26 protein-coding genes are annotated in these 21,184 nt (G+C 61.8%); 15 read left to right on the top strand and 11 right to left on the bottom strand.

Annotated features, from left to right (window positions below):
• Positions 1 to 15 precede the first annotated feature (15 nt).
• The 3 genes from rnd (at position 16) to ACODTD_RS17285 (ending at position 2,478) form a co-directional block, all read left to right on the top strand.
• Positions 16 to 1,149, top strand: a complete 1,134-nt coding sequence (gene rnd / locus ACODTD_RS17295) for a ribonuclease D (protein ID WP_007958043.1) — start codon at positions 16 to 18, stop codon at positions 1,147 to 1,149.
• Positions 1,146 to 1,439 (top strand): YcgL domain-containing protein, encoded by a 294-nt coding sequence (locus tag ACODTD_RS17290; RefSeq protein ID WP_039772642.1) that lies wholly within the window; start codon positions 1,146 to 1,148, stop codon positions 1,437 to 1,439. Before rnd ends, ACODTD_RS17290 begins: the two co-directional genes overlap by 4 nt.
• 106 nt (positions 1,440 to 1,545) lie before the next feature.
• Complete coding sequence (locus ACODTD_RS17285) at positions 1,546 to 2,478, top strand: D-2-hydroxyacid dehydrogenase (RefSeq protein ID WP_007958054.1); 933 nt, start codon at positions 1,546 to 1,548, stop codon at positions 2,476 to 2,478.
• A gap of 53 nt (positions 2,479 to 2,531) precedes the next feature.
• On the opposite strand, the gene ACODTD_RS17280 is transcribed toward ACODTD_RS17285, so the two are convergent.
• Positions 2,532 to 3,125, bottom strand: coding sequence for a nitroreductase family protein (locus ACODTD_RS17280; protein WP_221615185.1), 594 nt, complete (start codon positions 3,123 to 3,125; stop codon positions 2,532 to 2,534).
• Between the two features lie 279 nt (positions 3,126 to 3,404).
• On the opposite strand from ACODTD_RS17280, the gene ACODTD_RS17275 reads away from it, so the two are divergent.
• Both ACODTD_RS17275 and ACODTD_RS17270 read left to right on the top strand, forming a co-directional pair.
• Positions 3,405 to 3,854, top strand: a complete 450-nt coding sequence (locus ACODTD_RS17275; RefSeq protein ID WP_007958058.1) for a YcgN family cysteine cluster protein — start codon at positions 3,405 to 3,407, stop codon at positions 3,852 to 3,854.
• A gap of 20 nt (positions 3,855 to 3,874) precedes the next feature.
• A complete protein-coding gene (locus ACODTD_RS17270; protein ID WP_285356888.1) occupies positions 3,875 to 5,104 on the top strand; it encodes a hypothetical protein in 1,230 nt (409 codons plus the stop codon).
• Between the two features lie 3 nt (positions 5,105 to 5,107).
• Here ACODTD_RS17270 and ACODTD_RS17265 read toward each other — a convergent pair whose 3' ends face one another.
• From ACODTD_RS17265 to ACODTD_RS17250, 4 genes are all read right to left on the bottom strand, one after another.
• Positions 5,108 to 5,485 (bottom strand): YgaP family membrane protein, encoded by a 378-nt coding sequence (locus tag ACODTD_RS17265; protein ID WP_011332928.1) that lies wholly within the window; start codon positions 5,483 to 5,485, stop codon positions 5,108 to 5,110.
• An 81-nt stretch (positions 5,486 to 5,566) separates the two neighbouring features.
• Positions 5,567 to 6,037, bottom strand: coding sequence for an RNA methyltransferase (locus ACODTD_RS17260; protein ID WP_007958066.1), 471 nt, complete (start codon positions 6,035 to 6,037; stop codon positions 5,567 to 5,569).
• A gap of 98 nt (positions 6,038 to 6,135) precedes the next feature.
• Positions 6,136 to 6,507: a YajD family HNH nuclease gene (locus ACODTD_RS17255; RefSeq protein WP_007944009.1), complete on the bottom strand. Its 372-nt coding sequence runs from the start codon at positions 6,505 to 6,507 to the stop codon at positions 6,136 to 6,138.
• A gap of 48 nt (positions 6,508 to 6,555) precedes the next feature.
• Positions 6,556 to 7,242, bottom strand: coding sequence for a spermine/spermidine synthase domain-containing protein (locus ACODTD_RS17250; RefSeq protein ID WP_011332930.1), 687 nt, complete (start codon positions 7,240 to 7,242; stop codon positions 6,556 to 6,558).
• 79 nt (positions 7,243 to 7,321) lie between these two features.
• Between ACODTD_RS17250 and ACODTD_RS17245 the strand changes: the two genes are divergently transcribed.
• Positions 7,322 to 7,606, top strand: a complete 285-nt coding sequence (locus tag ACODTD_RS17245; protein ID WP_039772629.1) for a hypothetical protein — start codon at positions 7,322 to 7,324, stop codon at positions 7,604 to 7,606.
• Here the strand turns inward: ACODTD_RS17245 and ACODTD_RS17240 are convergent.
• Both ACODTD_RS17240 and ACODTD_RS17235 read right to left on the bottom strand, forming a co-directional pair.
• A complete protein-coding gene (locus ACODTD_RS17240; protein WP_007956482.1) occupies positions 7,603 to 8,076 on the bottom strand; it encodes a cyclic nucleotide-binding domain-containing protein in 474 nt (157 codons plus the stop codon). The two genes, ACODTD_RS17245 and ACODTD_RS17240, sit on opposite strands and share 4 nt — an antisense overlap.
• Positions 8,077 to 8,184: 108 nt before the next feature.
• Positions 8,185 to 10,239: a S9 family peptidase gene (locus ACODTD_RS17235; RefSeq protein WP_011332931.1), complete on the bottom strand. Its 2,055-nt coding sequence runs from the start codon at positions 10,237 to 10,239 to the stop codon at positions 8,185 to 8,187.
• A gap of 99 nt (positions 10,240 to 10,338) precedes the next feature.
• Here ACODTD_RS17235 and ACODTD_RS17230 point away from each other — a divergent pair, with 99 nt between their 5' ends.
• From ACODTD_RS17230 to ACODTD_RS17220, 3 genes are read left to right on the top strand one after another with little or no spacing between them, the layout of a single operon-like run.
• Positions 10,339 to 10,839, top strand: a complete 501-nt coding sequence (locus tag ACODTD_RS17230) for a hypothetical protein (protein ID WP_011332932.1) — start codon at positions 10,339 to 10,341, stop codon at positions 10,837 to 10,839.
• 16 nt (positions 10,840 to 10,855) lie between these two features.
• Entirely contained in the window at positions 10,856 to 11,632 is a 777-nt protein-coding gene (locus ACODTD_RS17225) for a class II glutamine amidotransferase (RefSeq protein WP_011332933.1), read from the top strand.
• A gap of 13 nt (positions 11,633 to 11,645) precedes the next feature.
• Entirely contained in the window at positions 11,646 to 12,188 is a 543-nt protein-coding gene (locus ACODTD_RS17220) for a DUF2937 family protein (protein ID WP_011332934.1), read from the top strand.
• A gap of 34 nt (positions 12,189 to 12,222) precedes the next feature.
• On the opposite strand, the gene ACODTD_RS17215 is transcribed toward ACODTD_RS17220, so the two are convergent.
• A complete protein-coding gene (locus ACODTD_RS17215; protein ID WP_011332935.1) occupies positions 12,223 to 13,134 on the bottom strand; it encodes a LysR family transcriptional regulator in 912 nt (303 codons plus the stop codon).
• Between the two features lie 146 nt (positions 13,135 to 13,280).
• On the opposite strand from ACODTD_RS17215, the gene ACODTD_RS17210 reads away from it, so the two are divergent.
• From ACODTD_RS17210 to ACODTD_RS17195, 4 genes are read left to right on the top strand one after another with little or no spacing between them, the layout of a single operon-like run.
• Positions 13,281 to 14,567 (top strand): MFS transporter, encoded by a 1,287-nt coding sequence (locus ACODTD_RS17210; RefSeq protein ID WP_102685983.1) that lies wholly within the window; start codon positions 13,281 to 13,283, stop codon positions 14,565 to 14,567.
• 60 nt (positions 14,568 to 14,627) lie between these two features.
• Complete coding sequence (locus tag ACODTD_RS17205) at positions 14,628 to 15,380, top strand: 5-oxoprolinase subunit PxpA (protein ID WP_011332937.1); 753 nt, start codon at positions 14,628 to 14,630, stop codon at positions 15,378 to 15,380.
• Positions 15,377 to 16,081, top strand: a complete 705-nt coding sequence (locus ACODTD_RS17200; protein ID WP_011332938.1) for a 5-oxoprolinase subunit B family protein — start codon at positions 15,377 to 15,379, stop codon at positions 16,079 to 16,081. Before ACODTD_RS17205 ends, ACODTD_RS17200 begins: the two co-directional genes overlap by 4 nt.
• Positions 16,078 to 16,992, top strand: coding sequence for a 5-oxoprolinase subunit C family protein (locus ACODTD_RS17195; protein ID WP_221615188.1), 915 nt, complete (start codon positions 16,078 to 16,080; stop codon positions 16,990 to 16,992). Before ACODTD_RS17200 ends, ACODTD_RS17195 begins: the two co-directional genes overlap by 4 nt.
• 36 nt (positions 16,993 to 17,028) lie before the next feature.
• Here the strand turns inward: ACODTD_RS17195 and ACODTD_RS17190 are convergent, their stop codons facing one another.
• Positions 17,029 to 18,207, bottom strand: a complete 1,179-nt coding sequence (locus ACODTD_RS17190) for a vWA domain-containing protein (protein WP_016771218.1) — start codon at positions 18,205 to 18,207, stop codon at positions 17,029 to 17,031.
• A gap of 12 nt (positions 18,208 to 18,219) precedes the next feature.
• Positions 18,220 to 19,065, bottom strand: coding sequence for an AAA family ATPase (locus tag ACODTD_RS17185; protein ID WP_007911294.1), 846 nt, complete (start codon positions 19,063 to 19,065; stop codon positions 18,220 to 18,222).
• 201 nt (positions 19,066 to 19,266) lie between these two features.
• On the opposite strand from ACODTD_RS17185, the gene ACODTD_RS17180 reads away from it, so the two are divergent.
• Together ACODTD_RS17180 and ACODTD_RS17175 are read left to right on the top strand one after the other, a co-directional pair.
• Positions 19,267 to 19,497, top strand: a complete 231-nt coding sequence (locus ACODTD_RS17180; RefSeq protein ID WP_201819556.1) for a DUF4160 domain-containing protein — start codon at positions 19,267 to 19,269, stop codon at positions 19,495 to 19,497.
• Positions 19,485 to 19,985 (top strand): helix-turn-helix domain-containing protein, encoded by a 501-nt coding sequence (locus tag ACODTD_RS17175; protein ID WP_041475170.1) that lies wholly within the window; start codon positions 19,485 to 19,487, stop codon positions 19,983 to 19,985. Before ACODTD_RS17180 ends, ACODTD_RS17175 begins: the two co-directional genes overlap by 13 nt.
• Here ACODTD_RS17175 and ACODTD_RS17170 read toward each other — a convergent pair.
• Positions 19,982 to 21,058 carry a DUF748 domain-containing protein gene (locus ACODTD_RS17170; protein WP_489105045.1) on the bottom strand — a complete coding sequence of 359 codons (1,077 nt, stop codon included), beginning with the start codon at positions 21,056 to 21,058 and terminating at the stop codon, positions 19,982 to 19,984. The two genes, ACODTD_RS17175 and ACODTD_RS17170, sit on opposite strands and share 4 nt — an antisense overlap.
• Between the last annotated feature and the right edge of the window lie 126 nt (positions 21,059 to 21,184).

Raw genomic sequence — 21,184 nt, 5'->3', positions numbered from 1 at the left:
TGAAGGGAGAGCCGTGTGGCCATCGATATTCACTGGATTCGCGACAACGATAGCCTCGCGCAGTTTTGCGCCGAGTGGCAGCAGCTGCCGTTCGTTGCCCTCGACACCGAATTCATGCGGGTCGACACCTTCTATCCGATTGCCGGCCTGTTGCAGGTCGGCGACGGCAAACGCGCCTACCTGATCGACCCGCTGACCATCAACGCCTGGCAACCCTTGGCCGCGTTGCTGGAAAACCCGGCGGTGCTCAAAGTCCTGCACGCCTGCAGCGAAGACCTCGAAGTCCTGCTGCGCCTGACCGGCAGCCTGCCGGCGCCGCTGTTTGACACCCAACTGGCCGCTGCCTACCTGAACCTCGGGTTCTCGATGGGTTATTCGCGTCTGGTGCAGGAAGTGCTGGGCATCGAACTGCCGAAGGGCGAAACCCGTTCCGACTGGTTGCAGCGTCCGTTGTCCGACACGCAAATCAGCTATGCCGCCGAAGACGCCGTGCATCTGGCGGAGGTTTTCGTACAACTGCGTCCGAAACTGTCCGACGACAAATTCGCCTGGGTGCTGGAGGACGGCGCCGAACTGGTCGCCAACCTGCGCCGCGAGACCGATCCGTACGAGGTGTATCGCGAGGCCAAACTGGCGTGGAAGCTGTCCCGCGCCCAACTGGCTGTGCTGCGCGAATTGTGCGCCTGGCGTGAGCGCGAGGCCCGCGCCCGCGACCTGCCGCGCAATCGCATCGTGCGTGAACACTCGCTGTGGCCGCTGGCCCGGACCCAACCGGACAACCTCAGCGCGCTGGGCAAGATCGAAGACATGCACCCGCGTACCGTGCGTCAGGACGGCGAGTTTCTGCTTGATCTGATCAAGCGCTCTGGCAGTGTGGGGCCTGATCAATGGCCGCCAGCCGTGCCGGAGCCATTGCCGATCGAAGCCGCCGCGCTGATCAAACAGCTGCGGGCGCTCGGTCAGGCCGAAGCCGAACGTCTGGGCATCGCGCCGGAACTGATGCTGCGCAAGAAAACCCTCGAAGCGCTGGTCAAAAGCGGCTTCCCCGAGGGCCCTTACCAATTGCCTGATTCGCTGCGTGGCTGGCGCCGCGAATTGATGGGCCAGAAGCTGCTCGACAGCCTGGCCACCGCCGGAGAACAGCCTTGAAACGTATTTGTTCCATTTATCAAAGTTCGAAGAAAAGCGGCATGTACCTGTACGTGCTCAAGAGCGATGCGCTGGAGCGCGTGCCGGAAGGCCTGATGGCGGCGTTCGGCAAGGCCAGGCATTCCTTCGATCTGGTACTGACTCCCGAGCGCAAGCTGGCCAGCGAAGACATCGCCGTGGTCCTGGAAAACCTCGAAAAGCAGGGCTATCACCTGCAAATGCCACCGGCCGAGGAAGAGTACATCGAGCACTTGCCCGAAGAGTTGCTGCGACGCAACGACCCCGTCTGATCCGCGAGGCCCTGTCCTGGGCCTCTGGTAACCCCTGGAACGGTTTTTACGGCGACGGCTGCCACGAAGTGGACGGCCGCCTGCACGGTTTGCGAAAGGTTTGAAGATGCGCGTTCTGATTGCTGAACACGACCACGCGATATACGCCCGACTGCTGCGTCAGGCAGCCCCGGAGCTTGAAGTGCTGACCAGCGGCGACTCCGCCGAACTGGCCCGCCAGGCCGTCGATTGCCCGGTGTGGCTGGGGCAGCCGGATCTGCTGGCGACCCTGCTGCGTCAGGGCCACCAGCCCCAATGGCTGCAATCGACCTGGGCCGGGATCACACCGCTGCTGGCCGACGGCCTGCGCCGGGATTACCGCCTGACCCGGGCGGTCGGCATTTTCGGCCAGGTCATGGCTGAATACGTGTTGACCTACATGCTCGGCCACGAGCGCGAAGTACTGGCGCGGCTGGTCAGCCAGGTCGAGCGCAAGTGGGACAACCGCACCGGCCAGAGTCTGGTCGGGCGCAAGGTGCTGATCGTCGGCACCGGTGACATCGGCCAGAGCGTGGCGCAGTTCCTGCTGCCGTTCGGCGTCGAGTTGTACGGCATCGCCAGCAGCGCCCGTGAGCAGGCGCCGTTTGTCGAAGTCGGTTCGATGGCGGACTTGCCGCGTCTGGTGGGCGAGGCGGATTACGTGGTCAACCTGCTGCCCAACACCGAGCACACCCACGACATTTACGACGCGGCGCTGTTCAAGCAATTCAAGCCGACCGGGTTGTTCATCAACGCCGGACGCGGTGTCGCAGTGGTCGATGCGGATCTGGTCGAAGCGTTGAAGGAAGGTCATCTGGCGGGCGCGGTGATCGATGTCTGCCGTCAGGAACCGTTGCCGCAACGGCATCCGTTCTGGACTGCATGGGGCTTGTTGCTGACGGGGCACAGCTCGGCGCCGACCTCGCCGCCGATGATGGTGCAGTTGTTTCTGGATAACTTGCGAGCGTATCAGGCGGGAGAGGCGTTGCGCGGGGAAGTGGATTTCGCACGCGGTTACTGAGCTCTTCGAGATCGTTCCCACGCAGAGCGTGGGAACGATCATGTGGTGAAGCTTTAAAGGGTGAAATCGCCTTCAGCTGCCAGCTCGCTCAGCGGACGACGCGGGCTCGGCGTTTCCCGTGCTTGCAGGTAATCCGCCAGGGTTGCCTTGTCACCCAGCTTGCCCACCGCCACGGCGGCATGCAGCGCATAACCTTCTGGAATGTTCAGCTCCTTGCGGGTCAGTTCCTGATCGAAGCCGGCCATGCCGTGGGTGTGCCAGCCGCTCAGGCTCGCTTGCAGCGCCAGATGGCCCCAGGCGGAACCTGTGTCGAAGGTGTGCCACAGCGCCGGCGTTTCCTCGGTCGCGCCCGGTGCGGTGAAGGTGGTCTTCGAAATCACGATCACCAGCGCCGACGCGTGCTGCGCCCAGCTGCGGTTGAATTCATTGAGCAGGCCCAGGTAACGCTCCCAGTTCGGCGTGTCGCGACGGGCGTAGAGAAAACGCCACGGCTGCGAGTTGTACGCCGATGGCGCCCAGCGCGCGGCTTCGAAGAAGCTCAGCAGGGTTTCTTCCGGGATCGTTTCGCCGGTGAAGGCGCGCGGCGACCAGCGATCGGTGAACTGCGGGTGAATGGCGTATTCGGCAACGCGAGGGTTGGCACTCATCGAAAGATTCCTTGCTACGTTTGAGGACAGGTTGGAAGCGAAACCCGGCGGGATCAGTTGAGCTGAACGATGGGGTTGTGGCGCAAGCCTGCAGTTCACCGGATGCAACGCGGTCGAGCGTTAATGGCATCCGGCAGAGGCCTGGTGTGACCGGCAAAGCTACTTGGCCGCGCAAAAACTGACAAGCCCCGCACAACCGGCAGTCGCCAGCGCTTGGCCCACGGGGCCTTGGGCACTAGACTGGCGGCCTTTTCACCACCTGATGTTGATGCTTGAGCCATGGCCGCCAAAGTCGAACCGTTCTGGATACGCAAAACCCTCGATCAACTCGATCACGAGGAATGGGAATCGCTGTGCGACGGTTGCGGCCTGTGCTGCCTGCAGAAGCTCGAGGATGAAGAGGACAACAGCGTCTATTACACGCGTATCGCCTGCAAACTGCTGGACCTGAAAACCTGCCAGTGCAGCGATTACCCGAACCGCATGAAGTTTGTCCCGGACTGCATCCAGCTCACCCCGGGCCAGGCCGAAGAGTTCAAATGGCTGCCGCCGACCTGCGGTTATCGGTTGGTCAGCGAAGGCAAGGATCTGCCGCTGTGGCATCACCTGGTCTGCGGTGATCGCGACGCGGTGCACCACGAACGGATTTCCCAGTCCGGGCGCATGCTCGCCGAAGGCAGCGTGCCGGAAGACGACTGGGAAGATCACCTGATTTTCCGCGCAGGTTAACGATTGACCCAGGAGCAGGTATGGCGACGGGATTGCGCCGGGCGCTGATCGTCACGCTGCTGGCGCTGAGTGCGCCGGTGTGGGCGGCGAAGAAAGTCGATCTGGATTATCAGGTACGCCTGCTGCCGCAGAGCGATCAGGCCGAAGTGCGCCTGACCCTTGCCAAGGGCGAAGCGGTGCGCAGCCTGGATTTTGATCTTGGCGATGGCAGCCACTACAGCGACTTCAAGGCCGACGGCCAGTGGCAACTGACACCGGGCAAAGCGGCGCGCGGGGTGTGGCGCCCGACGGCGGACAAGGCCAGCCTGACCTATCGCGTGCGCATCAGCCACGGCCGCAAGAACGGCAGCTTCGACACGCGCATGACCCCGACCTGGGCGTTGATGCGCGGCGATGAACTGGTGCCGCCGGCCAGGCTTGATCAGCAGGACGGTATCGAACTGGTCGCGCGCCTGCACTTCGAATTGCCCGACGGCTGGAAAAGCGTCGAAACCGCCTGGCCGCGCATCGGCAAGAACAAATTCCGTATCGACAATCCGTCACGCCTGTTCGACCGCCCGACCGGCTGGATGCTCGCCGGCCACCTCGGCAGCCGCCGCACCCGGCTGGGCGAAACCGAAGTCACCGTGGCGTCGCCGCAAGGTCAGGGCATGCGCCGGATGGATGTGCTGACGCTGCTGACGTTTGTCTGGCCGCAGGTGCAGGCGGTGTTTCCCCGCCATCCGAGCAAACTGCTGATCGTCGGCGCCAATGACCCGATGTGGCGCGGCAGTCTGGCGGCGCGGGAGTCGATCTACCTCAACACGCGGTTGCCGCTGGTCAGCGAAAGCGGCAGCAGCGCCCTGGTGCGCGAGCTGGCGCAGGTGTTCGGGCGGATCAACGACGAGCAGCGCAGCGACTGGATCAGCGAAGGGTTTGCCGAGTATTACGCCATCGAACTGGTGCGCCGTGCCGGCGGCATGAGTGACGAGCGTTATCAGAGCTTGCAGGCGAAACTTGCGAAGGACAGTCAGAAAGTCACGACCCTGCGCGGCGAGCAGATCAGCCCGGCGCAGCTGTCGAAAGCGGTGCTGTTGTTGCAGGAGCTGGACGGCGAGATTCGCCTGAAGACCCGAAACAAGCGGTCGTTGGATGACGTGCTGCGCGGGGCGATGCACTTGGGGACTGTCGATACAAAAGAATTTGTGCAACTCGCCGAAAGCATTCTCGGCGAGTCGTCCAAAGTCCTTGATACCGGGTTGGTCCGGTAGCGGTCAGCCCCCGGCTTTCGGCGATTTCACCGAGTCATTGCCGGTCACGGTGGCAGTGTTGGTCGCCGCCTCGGCATTGGCCTTGAGCTTGCTCAGTTCTTCACCGGCCCGCTCGATCTTCGCCCGCACGTTGTTCATGTCCTGACGGCTTTTCTCCAGCAGGCTTTTCACCGAACTGTGACCGGTAATGCCGCGGGCCATGGCCACGCCGCCAATCGCCACCTGAATCAGCCCGAATACCCCGCCACGGCGCAGGCCCTTGCCGACCATGATCACGCCGCCGGCCAGCGAGCCGATGCGCTCCCAGCCTTCGACGTTCTGCTCAGGACGGCTCTGGAACGGGGTGGATTCGATACGCTCGACGCGTTTGAGCTCGGTCATGATCTTTCTCCAGGCAATGAGTAATGGATAAACAAGCTGACTGCGCAGGCGGTCAGCTCGTTCCATCGGATGTGCGGCGTTTCAGCGGAATTTCGGTCCGGAGCGGGTATTCAGGCCTTTGGCCATGCGGTCGTAGAGCACAACGTTGACCGTGGCGGCGAGGTTCATGCAGCCGGTGGTCGGGATGTACACGACGTCTTCGCACCAGTCGCGGATCTCCTGATCCAGCGAGCCGTCTTCGGGGCCGAAGATGTACAGGGCGCGATCCGGGTGGGTGTATTCCGGCAGCGGGCGGGCGCCATCGACCAGTTCCACGGCGACCGGGACGCAATTGAGCGGCAGGATCTTTTTCAGGTCGTCGATGCCGATCAGCGGGATGTCGTAGTGCACGCGCTTGGTGTCGGTGACGAAGTCGGCGGCGCGTTCATAGCGCTTGCCGGTATAGAACACGGTCGACACGCCGTAGCAGCCTGCGGCGCGCATCACCGAACCGACGTTTTCCGGTGATTTGGGGTTATACAAACCAATGCAGCTGTACCGTTTGTCTGCCACGAGCGGGGTGCCTTCGGGAAAAAGAGGGCGATTATACGGGGATTGGGGGAGGGTGGAACCGATCATTCCCGCACGGGGCGGGAATGATCACGGACGACTCAGTCTTCTTTTTTCATGAGGCCGGCCAGCGCCGCAAACGGATTGTGCGTGGCCTTGGCGATTTTCGGCGTGCTCAGCGAGCCTTCGCCGAAGTATTGCTGGTCGGTGTAGCGCGAGTGTTCGTTGTCGTGGCAGTACAGGCACAGCAGTTCCCAGTTGGAACCGTCCTGAGGGTTGTTGTCGTGGTTGTGGTCGCGGTGGTGCACGGTCAGCTCGCTCAGGCGCTTGCCGGAAAACTCACGGGCGCAGCGGCCGCACACGTGCGGGTACATCTTCAGGGCCTTGTCGCGGTAGCCCATTTCCTTGTCGCGCTGGTTGTCGGCGAGGATGCGATCCAGCTTCGAAGTGTTGGTCGGGGTGGACGAACTCATGGGTTCACCTTTGCAGAAGACTAATGACGGTTATGGGGCAAGTTTAGCTCAGCCCTTGAGCTTCTCGGCAATCCAGATCGTGTGGCGCGTGCCCTTGTTGCCGTGGGCGAAGACCTGGACTTCCTCGGCCTTGAAACCGGCCTTCTTCAATTTGTCGGAAAACTGCCGGTCGGCGCTGGCCGACCACACCGCGAGCACGCCTTTGGGCCGCATGGCCTTGGCGCACGCGGCAAGACCGGCGGCGGAATACAGCCAACTGTTGGCCTTCTGGGTCAGGCCTTCGGGGCCGTTGTCGACGTCGAGCATGATCGCGTCGAAGCCGTTCGGCTCGCTTTGCAGCACCTTGGCCACGTCTTCCTGACGGATCACCGTGCGCGGGTCGAGCAACGGACGTCCGGACTTTTCACCGAGCGGGCCACGGTTCCACTCGACCACCCCGGGCACCAGTTCGGCGACCACTACTTCAGCACTCTTGCCCAGATGCTTGAGCGCCGAGGCGAGGGTGAAGCCCATGCCCAGACCGCCGATCAGTACCCGCGAATTCGGCCGGCCGGCGACCTTGCGGCACGGGATCTCTGCCAGCGCGTCTTCGGAGCCGTGCATGCGGGTGTTCATCAATTGGCCGCCGTCGCCGCCCTGGATCTTGATGACGAAATCCTCGCCATACTCGAACAGGCACAGGGCGCCGCCGTTGTCAGGGATCGGCGTGGTGTCGAGCAGAACGAAACGTTTCATGGAAATCTCTACAGGGGGGAAGGCAAGCCGGCGCGTTGGGAGTAGCCTGAAGGCAGACTTCAGGCCAACGGAGCCCTTGATGAAGCGCACCATTCTAACGGTCATTACCCTGGCCGCGCTCTCGATAACTGCCGTACAGGCGCAACAGACGATTCCCGTCAGTCCGACACCGCAACCGGGTTCGCCCGGTACGGCGACGCCAACCCCGTATCCGCAGATCAGCCCGGTGCCGATTCCCAAGGCCGGCCCCGGCAGTGGCGGCCCGCCACTGGTGCCGATCGAAATGCCCAGCCCGCCGACCAAGGATCAGCCATTGCCGGGCCTGGAACAGAACGACAGCAAACCCAAATCCCCGGGAGGCTAGATCTGCTGGGCGGCGAGCTGGCCGTCGGCCATGCGCAGGCGTTTGGAGAGGGAGACGGCGAGGGCGCGGATGATTTTGGCGGCGATCTTCGGCGCGTCGTTGAGCATTTTTTCCAGCGAATCCTTGCCGAGGTTGAGCAACTGACAGTTGCTCGCCGCCACGCAGGTCGCCGAGCGGCGTTCGCCGTCGAGTACGGCCATTTCGCCGAACGCCCGGCCGCTGCGCAGGGTGGCCATGGTCACGACCTGACCGTCGCCGCCGGTTTTCTGCACGGCCACCTGGCCGGTGTGGATGATGCACATGAAACTGCCGGCATCGCCTTCGCGAAAGATCGCTTCGCCTTCAGCCACGGTACTGATGCTGAAGTAGCCCGAAGCGGCGGCAAAATCCGCCAGCTGCAATTGATCGAACAGGCCGCAGTCCATCAGCCAGTCGCGAATTTCGTTGTTCAGTAGGGTTGGTTCTGACATGTCATGCAATCTTTTTGTTGTGTCGGGTGGCAGGCTCGCCACCGGGGGCCGATCTGCTTATCGGCTCCCGGTGCCCGGAATTAAGACCTGACTGACCGGCGGAGTTCCTCAGACAATGCCCAGAACCTTGAAAACAAATGCATATTCGAGCGCTACGTCACGTAATCCCTGATAACGCCCGCTCATGCCACCGTGGCCGGCGCCCAGTTCAGTCTTGAGCAGCAGCGGATTGTCATCGGTCTTGGTCGCGCGCAATTTCGCCACCCACTTGGCCGCTTCCCAATACTGCACGCGGCTGTCGTTGTAGCCGGCGATCACCAACGTTGCGGGATAGGCCTGCGCGGTGACGTTTTCGTACGGCGCGTAGGCCTTGATCCGCTCGTAGACCTCCGGCTCTTCGGGATTGCCCCACTCGTCGTATTCAGTGACGGTCAGCGGCAGGTCCGGGTCGAGCATGGTATTGAGCACGTCGACGAACGGCACTTCGGCAATCGCCACACCGAACAGATCCGGACGCTGGTTGAGCACCGCACCGATCAGCAAACCACCAGCGCTGCCGCCACTGATCGCCAGCTGTGGCGCGGTGGTGATGCCGTTGAGGATCAGGAATTCGGCGCAGGCAATGAAGTCGCTGAACGTGTTGTGCTTGTGCTCCTGCTTGCCGGCGCGGTACCAGGCTTCGCCCAGTTCACCGCCGCCGCGCACATGGGCGATGGCGAACGCCATGCCGCGATCCAGCAGACTCAGGCGGGCGTGGGAGAACCACGGGTCGAGGCTTGAGCCGTAGGCGCCGTAACCGTACAGGTACAGCGGCACCGCTTTGCCGACCATTTCCCGTTTCATCACCAGACTGATCGGCACCTGGGTGCCGTCCGGCGCGGTCGCCCACAGGCGCTGGCTGACGTAGGCGTCGGCGTCGAACGGGCCGAGCACCGGGGTTTCCTTGAGCACAGTCTGCTCGCCGGTGGCGAGGATCAGTTGCCGAACCTGAGCCGGACGATTCAGCGCTTCATAGCGCAGGCGAATGCGGTCACTTTCGAATTCCAGGCTGTTTTGCACGTAGAGGCTGTAGGCCGCGTCCGGTAGTTGCACGCGATAAGGCGCCAGACCGTGTGGTCGAACTTCGATGATTGGCAGACCACCCTCGCGCAGGCTCAGGGTCAGGGCTTCGGCGTTGAGGGTCACGCCATCGAGCATCACCGAATCACTGTGCGGAATCAGGTTCTGCCAGTCGGCTTCGCTCGGTGCAATACCGGTGTCCGGCGCCTGATACAGGGCGAAGTTGATGCCGTCGCGGTTGGTGCGGATGAACCAGGTCCATTCGCCATCGAGCTTGCCGTGATCGACGTCGTACTCGTGATCCTCGACCCGTGGCGCCAGGCAAGTGAATGGCTGCTGCGGCTGATTGGCATCCAGCGCCCAGACTTCGCTGGTGGTCTTGCTGCCCAGGGACAACAGCAATTGCTGCTCGGAGCTGGCGCGGTAGCAATGCAGGAAGAAACGCCCGTCCGGCTCGTGGAACACCTCTTCGGCGGCGGTGCCGTCCAGGCGGTAGCGGAACAGTTTGTGCGGGCGGTGGGTGTCGTCGAGCACGCCGAAGAACAGCGTGAGGCTGTCGTTGGCCCAGGTCATGCTGCCGTCGCAGTCCTGGAATTCCAGTTCGCTGACGCGCTCGCTGGACAATTCCTTCACGAACAGCGTGTAAATCTCGTCGCCCGAGGCATCGACGCTGTAGGCCAGACGCTGGTGATCCGGGCTGATGCTGAACGCGCCCAGGGAGAAAAAGCCGCCATTGGCCAGGGCGTTCGGGTCGAGCAGCAATTGTTCGCGGCTTTCGTCGAGGGTCAGGCTGTCGTCGGCCGGACGCGGGCAGCGGTAGTGGCGGGCGTATTCGTCACCCGCTGTGGTGCGGGTGTAATACAGGTACGGGCCCCATGGTGATGGCAGCGACAGGTCGGTTTCGAGGATCCGGCCCTTGATCTCTTCGAACAGGGTTTCACGCAGTTCGGCCTGATCGGCGGTCTGCGCCTGCTGATAGTCGTTTTCAGCCTTGAGGTAGTCGAGCACCGCGTCGGTGTCGCGTTCCTGCAGCCAGGCGTACGGGTCGTGACCGGCGGCCTTGTGGGCAATCGGGGCGCTGATGACGTTGGCGGATACGGGCATGGAAAGCTCTCGGACATGACAAATAAGGGCCGCACGGACGGCGGGGAAGCCTGACGTGCGAAAAGTCGTTACTATAAGCGCCTATTTGCCTGCCTTGCCATGGACACCATGACCGAGAACGACTATCTGATCGCCTGGGGTCTTTACGCCTTTGCCGCCGTGGGCTGCCTGCTGGTGTGGATGCGCATGACCCGCTGGATGTGGCGCTGGCTGCGCGAGCCGCTGCGTGTATTGATGGTGGTGCTGCTGTTCAGCCCGACCATCATTGATCCGGTGAAGGAAAAATTCGCCCCGGCCATCGCCATCACCGCGCTGGATCTGGCGTTCAAGGTCGGCAACAACGCCTGGCGCGCCATTTCCGAACTGCTCATGTACGCCATGATCGCGTTCGGCCTGTACCTGATTTTCGTGCTGATCCGTTTCCCGATCGAGCGCGCTTCGAACGCTCGCAAGGAACAGGCCGAAGCGGCTCGCGCAGCCGCCCGCGCCGAAGACGAGCGTGACGCCGATCAACCGTTCGGCGGCGCCGGCGATGACCGCTACGGTCGCCCGCCGGTACCGAGCAATCCGCAGCGCATGCGGGTCGAGCCGCGCCTGTAATCACGAGAGTCCGCACATGTGTGAATTACTGGGCATGAGTGCCAACGTGCCGACCGACATCGTGTTCAGCTTCACCGGGTTGATGCAGCGCGGTGGTCGCACCGGGCCACACCGCGACGGCTGGGGCATTGCCTTCTACGAAGGGCGCGGCTTGCGCCTGTTCCAGGACCCGGCGGCCAGCAGCGAGTCGGAAGTCGCCAATCTGGTGCAGCGTTATCCGATCAAGAGCGAAGTGGTCATCGGTCACATCCGCCAGGCCAACGTCGGCAAGGTCTGCCTGTCCAATACCCACCCGTTCGTCCGCGAGCTGTGGGGGCGCAACTGGTGCTTCGCGCACAATGGCCAGCTCGCCGATTTCTCCCCGATCAAAAGTTTCTACCGCCCGGTCGGCGATACCGACAGCGAAGCGGCGTTCTGCGATTTGCTCAACCGGGTACGTGCAGCGTTTCCGGAACCGGTCGATATAGAAGTGCTGCTGCCGGATCTGGTCGCAGCCTGCGCCGAATATCGCAGCAAAGGCGTGTTCAACTGCCTGCTCAGCGACGGCGACTGGCTGTTCTGCTATTGCTCGACCAAACTGGCGCAGATCACCCGTCGTGCACCGTTTGGCCCGGCGCGGCTCAAGGACGTCGATGTGATCGTCGATTTCCAGGCCGAAACCACGCCCAACGACGTGGTGACGGTGATTGCCACTGAACCCTTGACCGAAAACGAAACCTGGACCCGCTACGAACCGGGCCAATGGAGCCTGTGGCGACGCGGCGAATGCGTAAGCCAAGGCACGACCGAATAAGGATTGCACCCCCATGTTGCTCAGTTATCTACGGCTGGTGTTGTTTGCGGCGGGCCTGTTGATCGGTGTCCAGGTGCCGGGCTTCATCAACGATTACGCCAAGCGGGTCGAAGCGCACCTGATCGAGGCGCAGACCGGTCTGCGCGGCTTCCAGGGCACCGCCGAGCAGTTCTTCAAAGGGGATATCCAGGCGCTGGTCGCCCATTACCGTGCCAGCGAAGATCCGGTGTTTCGCAGCGATGCCGACAGCTTGAGCACTTTGCTCAACCGTCAGCTGGCGCTGGACAAGCAATTCCAGGCGATGCAGGGCCCGTGGTACATCCGCTTCCTGCAGGTGGTGCTGGCCGCCGATCCGGACATCCGCAAGGAAACCTGGAATGGCTACAGCTACCAGATCCTGCTGACGCCTGAGGCGATGATCTGGGGCATGAGCGGCGCGATGTTGCTGTCGTTCGGCCTTGAATGCCTGTTCCGTCTGATCGACTGGGTGGTGCTGGGCGGCAAGCGCCTGCGCCAGAGCCGGCCGATCGAAGACCGGGATGTGCGAGGGCTGTAAGCTTCGATGCATCGTTCCCACGCAGTGGGAACGATCAACTTAAAGCGATGTAATCCTTGCCCACCTTGCGCGTATACCCCTCCAGCACCTGCTGACACAGCGTCACAATTTCCTCGACCCATTCCACGCCGACCCGCCACGACACCACGACCTGGAGGTTCGGCGGGCGCTGTTCGATGTCGAGCAGGGTCAGTTCGCCCCGCGTCAGCTCCTCGGCCACCAGCACCGGCGGCAACGCGCCAATGCCGAACCCGTCGCGTAACAGCCGGGTAATCGCCGATACCGAATTCACACAGTTCAACCGTGGCGCCAACACACCTTGGGCCTGCATCAACGCCAGGATGTCCTGGTGCGGCCGGGAGTTTTTCGAGTAGGTGATGATCCGTTCCTGGGCCAGGTCGGCGAGGCTCTGGTAATCGCGGTTGTAGATCGAGTTGCTGGCGACGATCCAGCCGATGGGGTGGCTGGCCAGCTCCAGGCTGCGCACGCTTTCCTGGCGCACCAGATCGGTTTGCAGGATCAGATCGAGAAAGCCTTTTTGCAGCTGATCGCAGAGGTTCAGCGAGGTATCCGCCACCAGCTCGATTTCCACCCGTGGGTACAGATCGGTCATCTGCGCCACCAGCGGGCTGAGCCAGGTGTGGATCACTGTGTCCATCACCCCGATGCGCACCCGGCCGACCTTGCTCGATCGGGTCTCGATCGACTGCTTCAGCGCCTGCATCGTGTCGAGCATCTGCTCGGCATAGTCCAGCACTTTCAAACCTTCGGGCGTCAGGCTGACGCCGCGTGAATCACGCAGGAACAGCTTCACCCCGAGCTCGCCTTCGAGCACCGCGATCCGGCTTGAGATCGAGGCCTGAGTGGTGAACAGCTTGTCGGCGGTCAGGCGAAAACTTTTCAGCCGGGCGACCCAGACGAACGTTTCGAGAAACTTCAGGTTCATGGCAACAAATTTTTCTTATGTCTTGGGCGGGTTTTTATTCGTTGGACGCGACCGGGTGACGCACCCAAGAATCGACGCATCCGGTTCCCACGATAGGCGTCGTCGGAGCTTCGAACAAGACCAATAAAAGCCTGCGGAGACATGCCATGAGTGCGCCCGACACCCTCGACCTCCCCAAGACTGCGGCCCGTCCCGGCCCGTTCGACTGGTATCGCAACATCAATCAGCAGGAGCGCCGGACCTTCTGGAGCTGCAAGATCGGCTACGGTCTGGACGGCATGGACACCCAGATGCTCAGCTTCGTGGTGCCGACCCTGATCGCAATGTGGGGCATCACCACCGGCGAAGCCGGCCTGATCCACACCAGCACCCTGATCGCTTCGGCCATCGGCGGTTGGGTGGCGGGAATTCTCTCCGACCGCATCGGCCGCGTGCGCACCCTGCAACTGACGGTGCTGTGGTTTGCCTTCTTCACTTTCCTTTGCGGCTTTGCCCAGAACTACGAACAGCTGTTGATTGCCCGCACCTTGATGGGCTTCGGTTTCGGCGGTGAATGGACCGCCGGTGCGGTGCTGATCGGTGAAGTGATCCGGGCCAAGGACCGCGGCAAGGCGGTGGGCATGGTGCAATCCGGCTGGGCCTTGGGTTGGGGCCTGACGGCGATTCTGTATGCGCTGCTGTTTTCGGTGCTGCCACCGGAAGACGCCTGGCGCGCACTGTTCATCCTTGGCATCGTGCCGGCGGTGTTCGTGATTTTCGTCCGCCGTCTGGTGAAAGATCCGGAGATCTACCGCGAAGCCAAGGCCAGACAAACCCCGGAAAGCCCTTCGAAGTTCTACGAGATTTTCGCCCCCGGCATGCTCTTCACCACGATTCGTGCCTCGCTGCTGACCACCGGCGCCCTCGGCGGTTATTACGCGATTACCTCCTGGCTGCCGACTTTTCTGAAAAACGAACGCGGTTTGAGCGTACTCGGCACCGGCGGTTATCTGGCGATGGTGATCATCGGTTCCTACGCCGGTTATGTGATCAGCGCCTATTTGACCGACCTGTTGGGCCGCAAGAAGAACTTCATCCTGTTCGCCGTCGGCTCGTTCACCATCGTTCTGCTCTACACCCAATTGCCGGTCAGCAACGGCGTGATGCTGTGGCTGGGTTTCCCGCTGGGCTTTTTCGCCTCGGGGATTTTCAGTGGGATGGGCGCGTTTCTCACCGAGTTGTTTCCAACCCGGATTCGTGGCTCGGGGCAGGGCTTCTGCTACAACATCGGTCGGGCGCTGGCGGCTTTGTTCCCGCTGCTGATCGGCCTGCTCAGTCAGAAGGTGCCACTGAGCGTAGGCATCGGTGCCTTTGCGGCGGTGTCCTACGGGGTGGTGATCCTCGCGGCGTTGAGCCTGCCGGAAACCCGTGGCAAGCAACTGGACGCGCAGTAACTGATAACCTGCGACAACGCCCTACGATAAAAAAAGACAAAAGCTACAGGAGTGTTCACCATGAGCCGCCTGCTATTGAACTGTGACATCGGCGAGAGCTTCGGCAGCTGGACCATGGGTCTGGACGCGGAAGTCATGCCCTTCATCGACTGCGCCAACATTGCCTGCGGTTTCCACGCCGGCGACCCGAGCATCATGCGCAAGACCGTCAGCCTGGCGTTGAGCCACGGCGTGAAGATCGGCGCGCATCCGGCCTATCAGGATCTGGTGGGGTTCGGCCGACGTTCCATGGCCTACACGGCCCAGGAACTGCAGGACATCCTGCATTACCAGATCGGCGCTCTCGACGGCATTTGCCGTGCCCAGGGTGGCAAAGTCAGTTACGTCAAACCCCACGGCGCGATGTACAACGACATGATGGCCAACCCGGCGCAGTTGCGCGCGGTGATTCAGGCCGTCGTGGCTTACGATCGCAGCTTGCCGTTGATGCTGATGGCCACCCGCGACAACACGGCAGCCCAGCAACTCGGCGACGAATACGGCGTGACGCTGTGGTTCGAAGCCTTCGCCGACCGCGCCTACGACAGCGCCGGCCGACTGGTCTCGCGACAACTGCCGGGCGCGGTGCACCACGATTGCGAAACCATCATCGGGCAAGCGCTGACCATCGCCCGTGGCGACAACCTCACCGCCAGCGACGGCAGCGCGCTGCACCTGCAAGCCAACACTTTGTGCGTGCACGGTGACAACGCCAGCTCAGTGGCGGCCGTGCAGCGCATTCGTCAGGCCTTGAACGAGCAGAGCGCGCCATGAATCCGCGGGTGGAAGTGGTGGCGCTGGATTGCCTGATGCTGCGCTTGTTCGATGAAATCGCCGAAGCCAACATGCCGTGGATGCTCGCCGCCAGCGAGCGGTTGCGCGCGTTGTTCGGCGCACATCTGATCGATCTGGTGCCGTCGTACACCACGTTGATGGTGCATTACGATCTGACCGCGTTGAGCCCGAATCAGGCGCGGGAGTTGATCGCCGAAGCGCTGATCGACCTGTCGCCGAATGCGCGTATCGGCGGCCAGTGCCATGTGCTGCCGGTGTGGTACGACCTGAGCGTCGGACCGGAATTGAGTTTGCTGTCTCAACGCAGCGGCTTGGCAGTAGAGGAGGTGATCCGCCGCCACAGTGCCCGTGAATATCAGGTGTTCGCGCTCGGATTCGCACCGGGGTTTGCCTTCATGGGCCTGGTGGAAGAAGTCCTCGCGGCGCCGCGTCTGAATACCCCACGCAAGAAAGTCGCCGCCGGCAGTGTCGGCATCGCCGAGCGTCAGACAGCGGCGTATCCGGTGGTGTCCCCCGGTGGCTGGAACCTGATCGGTCGCACGCCGGCAAAGTTGTTCGACCGTGAACGCGATGGCTACAGCCTCATGCAACCCGGCGATACCGTACGTTTCGAAGCGGTAAGCCATGCCGAATTCATCCGCCTCGGCGGTGACGACACGCCTCTGGAGGCCCTCGCATGAGCCGACTGACGATTGAAGCGAGTACGCCGCTGTGCCTGTTGCAGGATGCCGGCCGGTTTGGCGTACGGCATCTGGGCGTGACCCAGGGTGGCGCGGCGGACTGGCGGTCGATGGCCTGGGCCAACTGGCTGCTGGGCAATGGCCTGGACTTGCCGGTGATCGAAATTACCCTCGGCGGGTTCACGGTGGTGGCTGAAGAAGATTGCTTGCTGGCATTGGCGGGTGCCGATCTTGGCGCGCAGATCGACGGTGAGGCGTTAGCGCCGTGGCGCAGTTTCAAACTGCGTAAAGGGCAGACCTTGACGTTCACCCAGCCGTTGCTGGGGGCTCGGGCCTATCTGGCTGCGCCTGGCGGTTTCAGCGCGCCGCCAGTGTTGGGCAGCAGTGCCACGGTAGTGCGCGAAGAACTCGGCGGGCTCGATGGTTTTGGCCTGCCGCTGGCCAAGGGCGCTTCGCTGAGTTATCAGGGCGAAACCTTGCTGGTGCGCGAGGTGCCGGCGGAGCATCGACCGGATCTGCGCCTTGACGCACCGCTCGATCTGGTGCTCGGCGCGCAGATCGGTCAGTTCAGCGGGCAGAGCCTGTTCGATGCATTCAACAGTGCCTGGACGCTGGACAGTCGTGCCGATCGCATGGGTATTCGTCTGTTGGGCACGGCGTTGCAATATCAGGGTAAACCGATGATTTCCGAGGGCATTCCGCTGGGGGCGGTGCAGGTGCCGCCGGACGGGCAGCCGATCGTGTTGCTCAATGATCGGCAGACCATTGGCGGCTATCCGCGATTGGGAGCGTTGACACCGTTGGCGTTGGCCCGCCTGGCACAGTATCTGCCGGGGGCGAAGGTCAGGTTGCGCCCGGTGGTGCAGGAAGTGGCACACCGGGAACACATCGAATATCTGAAGCGCTTTTGATTGTTCTCCCGCCGCTGGCGGGGGAGCCGTTGCGGACTACTTGGACAGAAACCGCATCCCTTCTTCCAGCCCGCGCAACGTCAACGGATACATCTGATCCTCGATCAAATCCCGCACGATATTCGTCGATGAGGTGTAGCCCCACGTATCTTTCGGGTACGGATTGATCCAGATGAGCTTCTTGTACTTCTCCATGAAGCGCTGCATCCACACGTAACCCGGCTCTTCGTTCCAGTGCTCGACGCTGCCGCCGGCCTGGGTGATTTCATAAGGCGCCATGGCGGCGTCACCGATGAAGATCACTTTGTAGTCGGCGCCGTACTTGTGCAGCAGGTCCTGGGTCGAGGTGCGCTCGGAGGTGCGGCGCATGTTGTTCTTCCACACCGACTCATAAATGAAGTTGTGGAAATAGAAGTACTCCAGATGCTTGAACTCGGTCTTGCAGGCCGAGAACAGCTCCTCGCAGATCTTCACGTGGGCGTCCATCGAACCGCCGATGTCGAACAGCAGCAACAGCTTCACCGTGTTGCGCCGTTCCGGGCGCATCTGGATGTTCAGCAAGCCTGCATCCTTGGCGGTGTGGTCGATGGTGCCGTCGATGTCCAGCTCTTCCGCCGCGCCCTGACGCGCGAATTTGCGCAGGCGGCGCAGGGCGACCTTGATGTTGCGGGTGCCCAGTTCCACGGAATCATCGAGGTTCTTGTACTCGCGTTGATCCCAGACTTTCACCGCTTTGCCCTGGCGTTTGCCGGCGTCGCCGACCCGAATGCCTTCCGGGTTGAAACCGCCGGAGCCGAACGGGCTGGTGCCGCCGGTGCCGATCCACTTGTTGCCGCCGGCGTGGCGTTCCTTCTGTTCTTCCAGGCGTTTCTTGAACTCCTCGATCAGCTTGTCCAGGCCGCCGAGGGACTGGATCTGCGCGCGTTCCTCGTCGCTCAGCGAACGCTCGAATTCCTTGCGCAGCCAGTCTTCGGGGATCAGCGCCTGCAAGTGATCATCGAGCTTTTCCAGGCCATTGAAGTAGGCGCCGAACGCACGGTCGAACTTGTCAAAATGCCGTTCGTCCTTCACCAGAATCGCCCGCGACAAGTAGTAGAACTCGTCCATGTCGGCGAAGGTCACGCGCTGTTTCAGCGCGTTGATCAGGTCGAGCAGCTCGCGCACCGACACCGGTACCTTGGCTGCACGCATTTCATTGAACAGGTTGAGCAACATGGCGTCAGCCTCTTAGCGGGTGCCGCGACGGCTCATGAACGCCAGGCGCTCAAGCAGTTGCACGTCCTGTTCGTTCTTCACCAGTGCACCGGCCAGCGGCGGGATGGCTTTGGTCGGATCGCGTTCGCGCAGCACTGCTTCGCCGATGTTGTCGGCCATCAGCAGTTTCAGCCAGTCCACCAGTTCGGAGGTCGAAGGCTTCTTCTTCAGGCCCGGCACCTTGCGCACGTCGAAGAACACGTCCAGCGCTTCGCTGACCAGGTCTTTCTTGATGTCCGGGTAGTGAACATCGACGATCTTCTGCAGGGTGGTGCGGTCGGGGAAGGCGATGTAGTGGAAGAAGCAGCGGCGCAGGAAGGCGTCCGGCAGCTCTTTCTCGTTGTTGGAAGTAATGATGATGATCGGACGCTTTTTGGCCTTGATGGTCTCGTCGATCTCGTAAACGTAGAACTCCATCTTGTCGAGTTCTTGCAGCAGGTCGTTGGGAAACTCGATGTCGGCCTTGTCGATTTCGTCGATCAGCAGAATGACCCGCTCTTCGGACTCGAACGCTTCCCAGAGCTTGCCCTTCTTCAGGTAGTTGCGCACGTCGTGGACTTTTTCATTGCCCAGTTGCGAGTCGCGCAGACGGCTGACCGCATCGTACTCGTACAGGCCTTGATGGGCCTTGGTGGTGGACTTGATGTGCCAGGTGATCAGCTTGGCGCCGAACGATTCGGCCAGTTGCTCGGCGAGCATGGTCTTGCCGGTGCCCGGTTCGCCCTTGACCAGCAGCGGCCGCTCCAGAGTGATGGCGGCGTTGACCGCCAGCTTCAGGTCATCGGTGGCGACGTAGGCCTGGGTGCCTTCGAACTTCATCTGCTAATCCTCGAACGGTAACGCCGACCTGAACGGGCAGGGCGGGGGCGAAATAATCGGATGCCCGACTATAACGCGCGGCCCGGTCGACTGTGAACGCAGACGGCTTATTCAGTCTCTGAATGGGGCGTCACATGTTGACTCAGTTTCGGCACGAGGCCAGTATTTCAGGTATCGCCGATTTGGCGATAGCCTTCGGGCATGACTACCAAATACCGATTTCGCGAAAAATACCGCATTCAGTTGCGCGAGAAGGATCACCCGCCACCCCATGTTCACCTGACCGGTGGTGGAATGGATGTGATGCTTAGCCTGGAAACCGTCGAGGTCATGATGGGCAAGGCACCGCCACTGATCATCAAGGAAGCGTTGGCGTGGGTTTCGGCCCATCAGACGCAATTGCTGGAGGACTGGAAACGATGTTACCCATGAAGCGGCCACGATTGGCCGCAGTGCAGGCTGCTGGCGATGCTTGCCTGTCGCTGACCTTTATTGATGGCCAACGGCTGAACCTGGATTTGAGCCGCGATCTGCAAACCTATCCTGGGCTCGCTCCGCTACTGGACGCTGAAGTGTTCGCAAGCGCTGAGTTGGGTGACGACGGCTGGAGCGTGGAGTGGCTGGAGCCGGATATCCAGATTGGTGCCGATACCTTGTACCGGGACGCGCTCGCGCAAAATGCGCCCGACGAAAACACACGGATTTTCATGGATTGGCGCGCTCGCACCGGTCTACCGTTGAATGAGGCGGCCGAAGCGTTGGGTGTCAGCGCCCGCAGCATCAGTCGCTACAGTAATGGTCGGGAAGCGGTGCCGCGATCATTGGCCCTGGCCTGTCTGGGTTGGGATTCGTTGCAGGAGAAGCCTGCACTGATCGCGGCAGAGGATACCGGGCACTACATCGTCAACCGAAAAACTTAGCCCGCATCCGGCTTCGGCCGTTCATACCGGGCATTGAAGGCCTGGATGAACCCATTGCGCAAAATCTGCAAAAACGCTTCGAACGCGTTGATATCTTGCTGGTGCATGCTGCCGCTGAGTTCGACCCGGGTGGCAAACTGGTTTTTGCCCTGGTTTTTCAGCACGGTTTCGGTGCCCCCGACCAGCGCTTCCCAGATCGAGCGGAAGATCCCCTTGTTCTTGTTCTCGACATCCTGGTGCCAGTTGAAGACGTCGACGTCGCGCAGCAGCGGTTTGATGTAGCCCTTGAGCTGGCCCTTGTTGGCGGCGGCTTCGATGACCACGTCGCCGCGGCCGGCGTTGAAGTCGAATTTGCCGTAGGCCGAGGCGAAGTCGTTCATGCGCTTGAGTTCAATGTCGCGGGCCCGCAGGCGAAATTCGAAGTCTTCGAAATTGCTCAAGGGGTCGAAGGTGGCTGTGGTTTCCAGCGGGGCATGCCCCAGCAGCAGAGCCTTGCCTTCGAAGCGAGCGTCGCGTTTGCCCTCCTTGTCGACCACGTTGGTCAGGTTATAAATGCTGGCGTCGACGTTGGTTGCATTCATGTTTACCGGTGGTTTGGAGTTGAAGTTGCGAAAGCTGATCCGCCCATCGCTGATCTGCACTTCGTCGAGCGTGATAGGCAACAGTTTGCCCAGTTGCTCACGCCAGTCGGTGCCCTGACCGGTCTGGGAGTTCTGCTTGTTGGCACCACCATCGACGAAGTTTACCTGAGGTTTCAAGAATTTCACCTGTGCCACGACAGCATGGTCGTACCAAAGCGAGTGCCAACTGACAGACAGGTCGATAACCGGCGCATCGACGAATGGCACCGGCACCTTCCCGTCGGCCTTGACGATTTTCAGGCCATTGATCTTGTAGGCCCCGCGCCAGAGCGCCAGGTCCACGTCGGTGATCTGGCCGCGGTAATCGCCCATGTTGGCCAGTTTGTCATTCAGATAGTCGCGCACCAGATAGGGCAGGGCGATGTGCAGGGCGATCAGCAGAACAACGGCAGTGGCAATAGTCCACAATGGCCAGCGGTAGCGACGCTTCATGGCAATAGATCCCGAACGGTATAAGGCGGTTGACTGCCGCCTGCCGCAGACGTTCGACCGAACTGGACTGAAAAAGGCAACAGGCTTACCTTGGAGAGCTGAATTCAACGCTGCACAAGGACCCAG

It is taken from the genome of Pseudomonas sp. FG35 (genome assembly GCF_057809295.1).
Note: the sequence above shows the minus strand (reverse complement) of the source record. Positions and strands in the feature narration are given on the sequence as shown.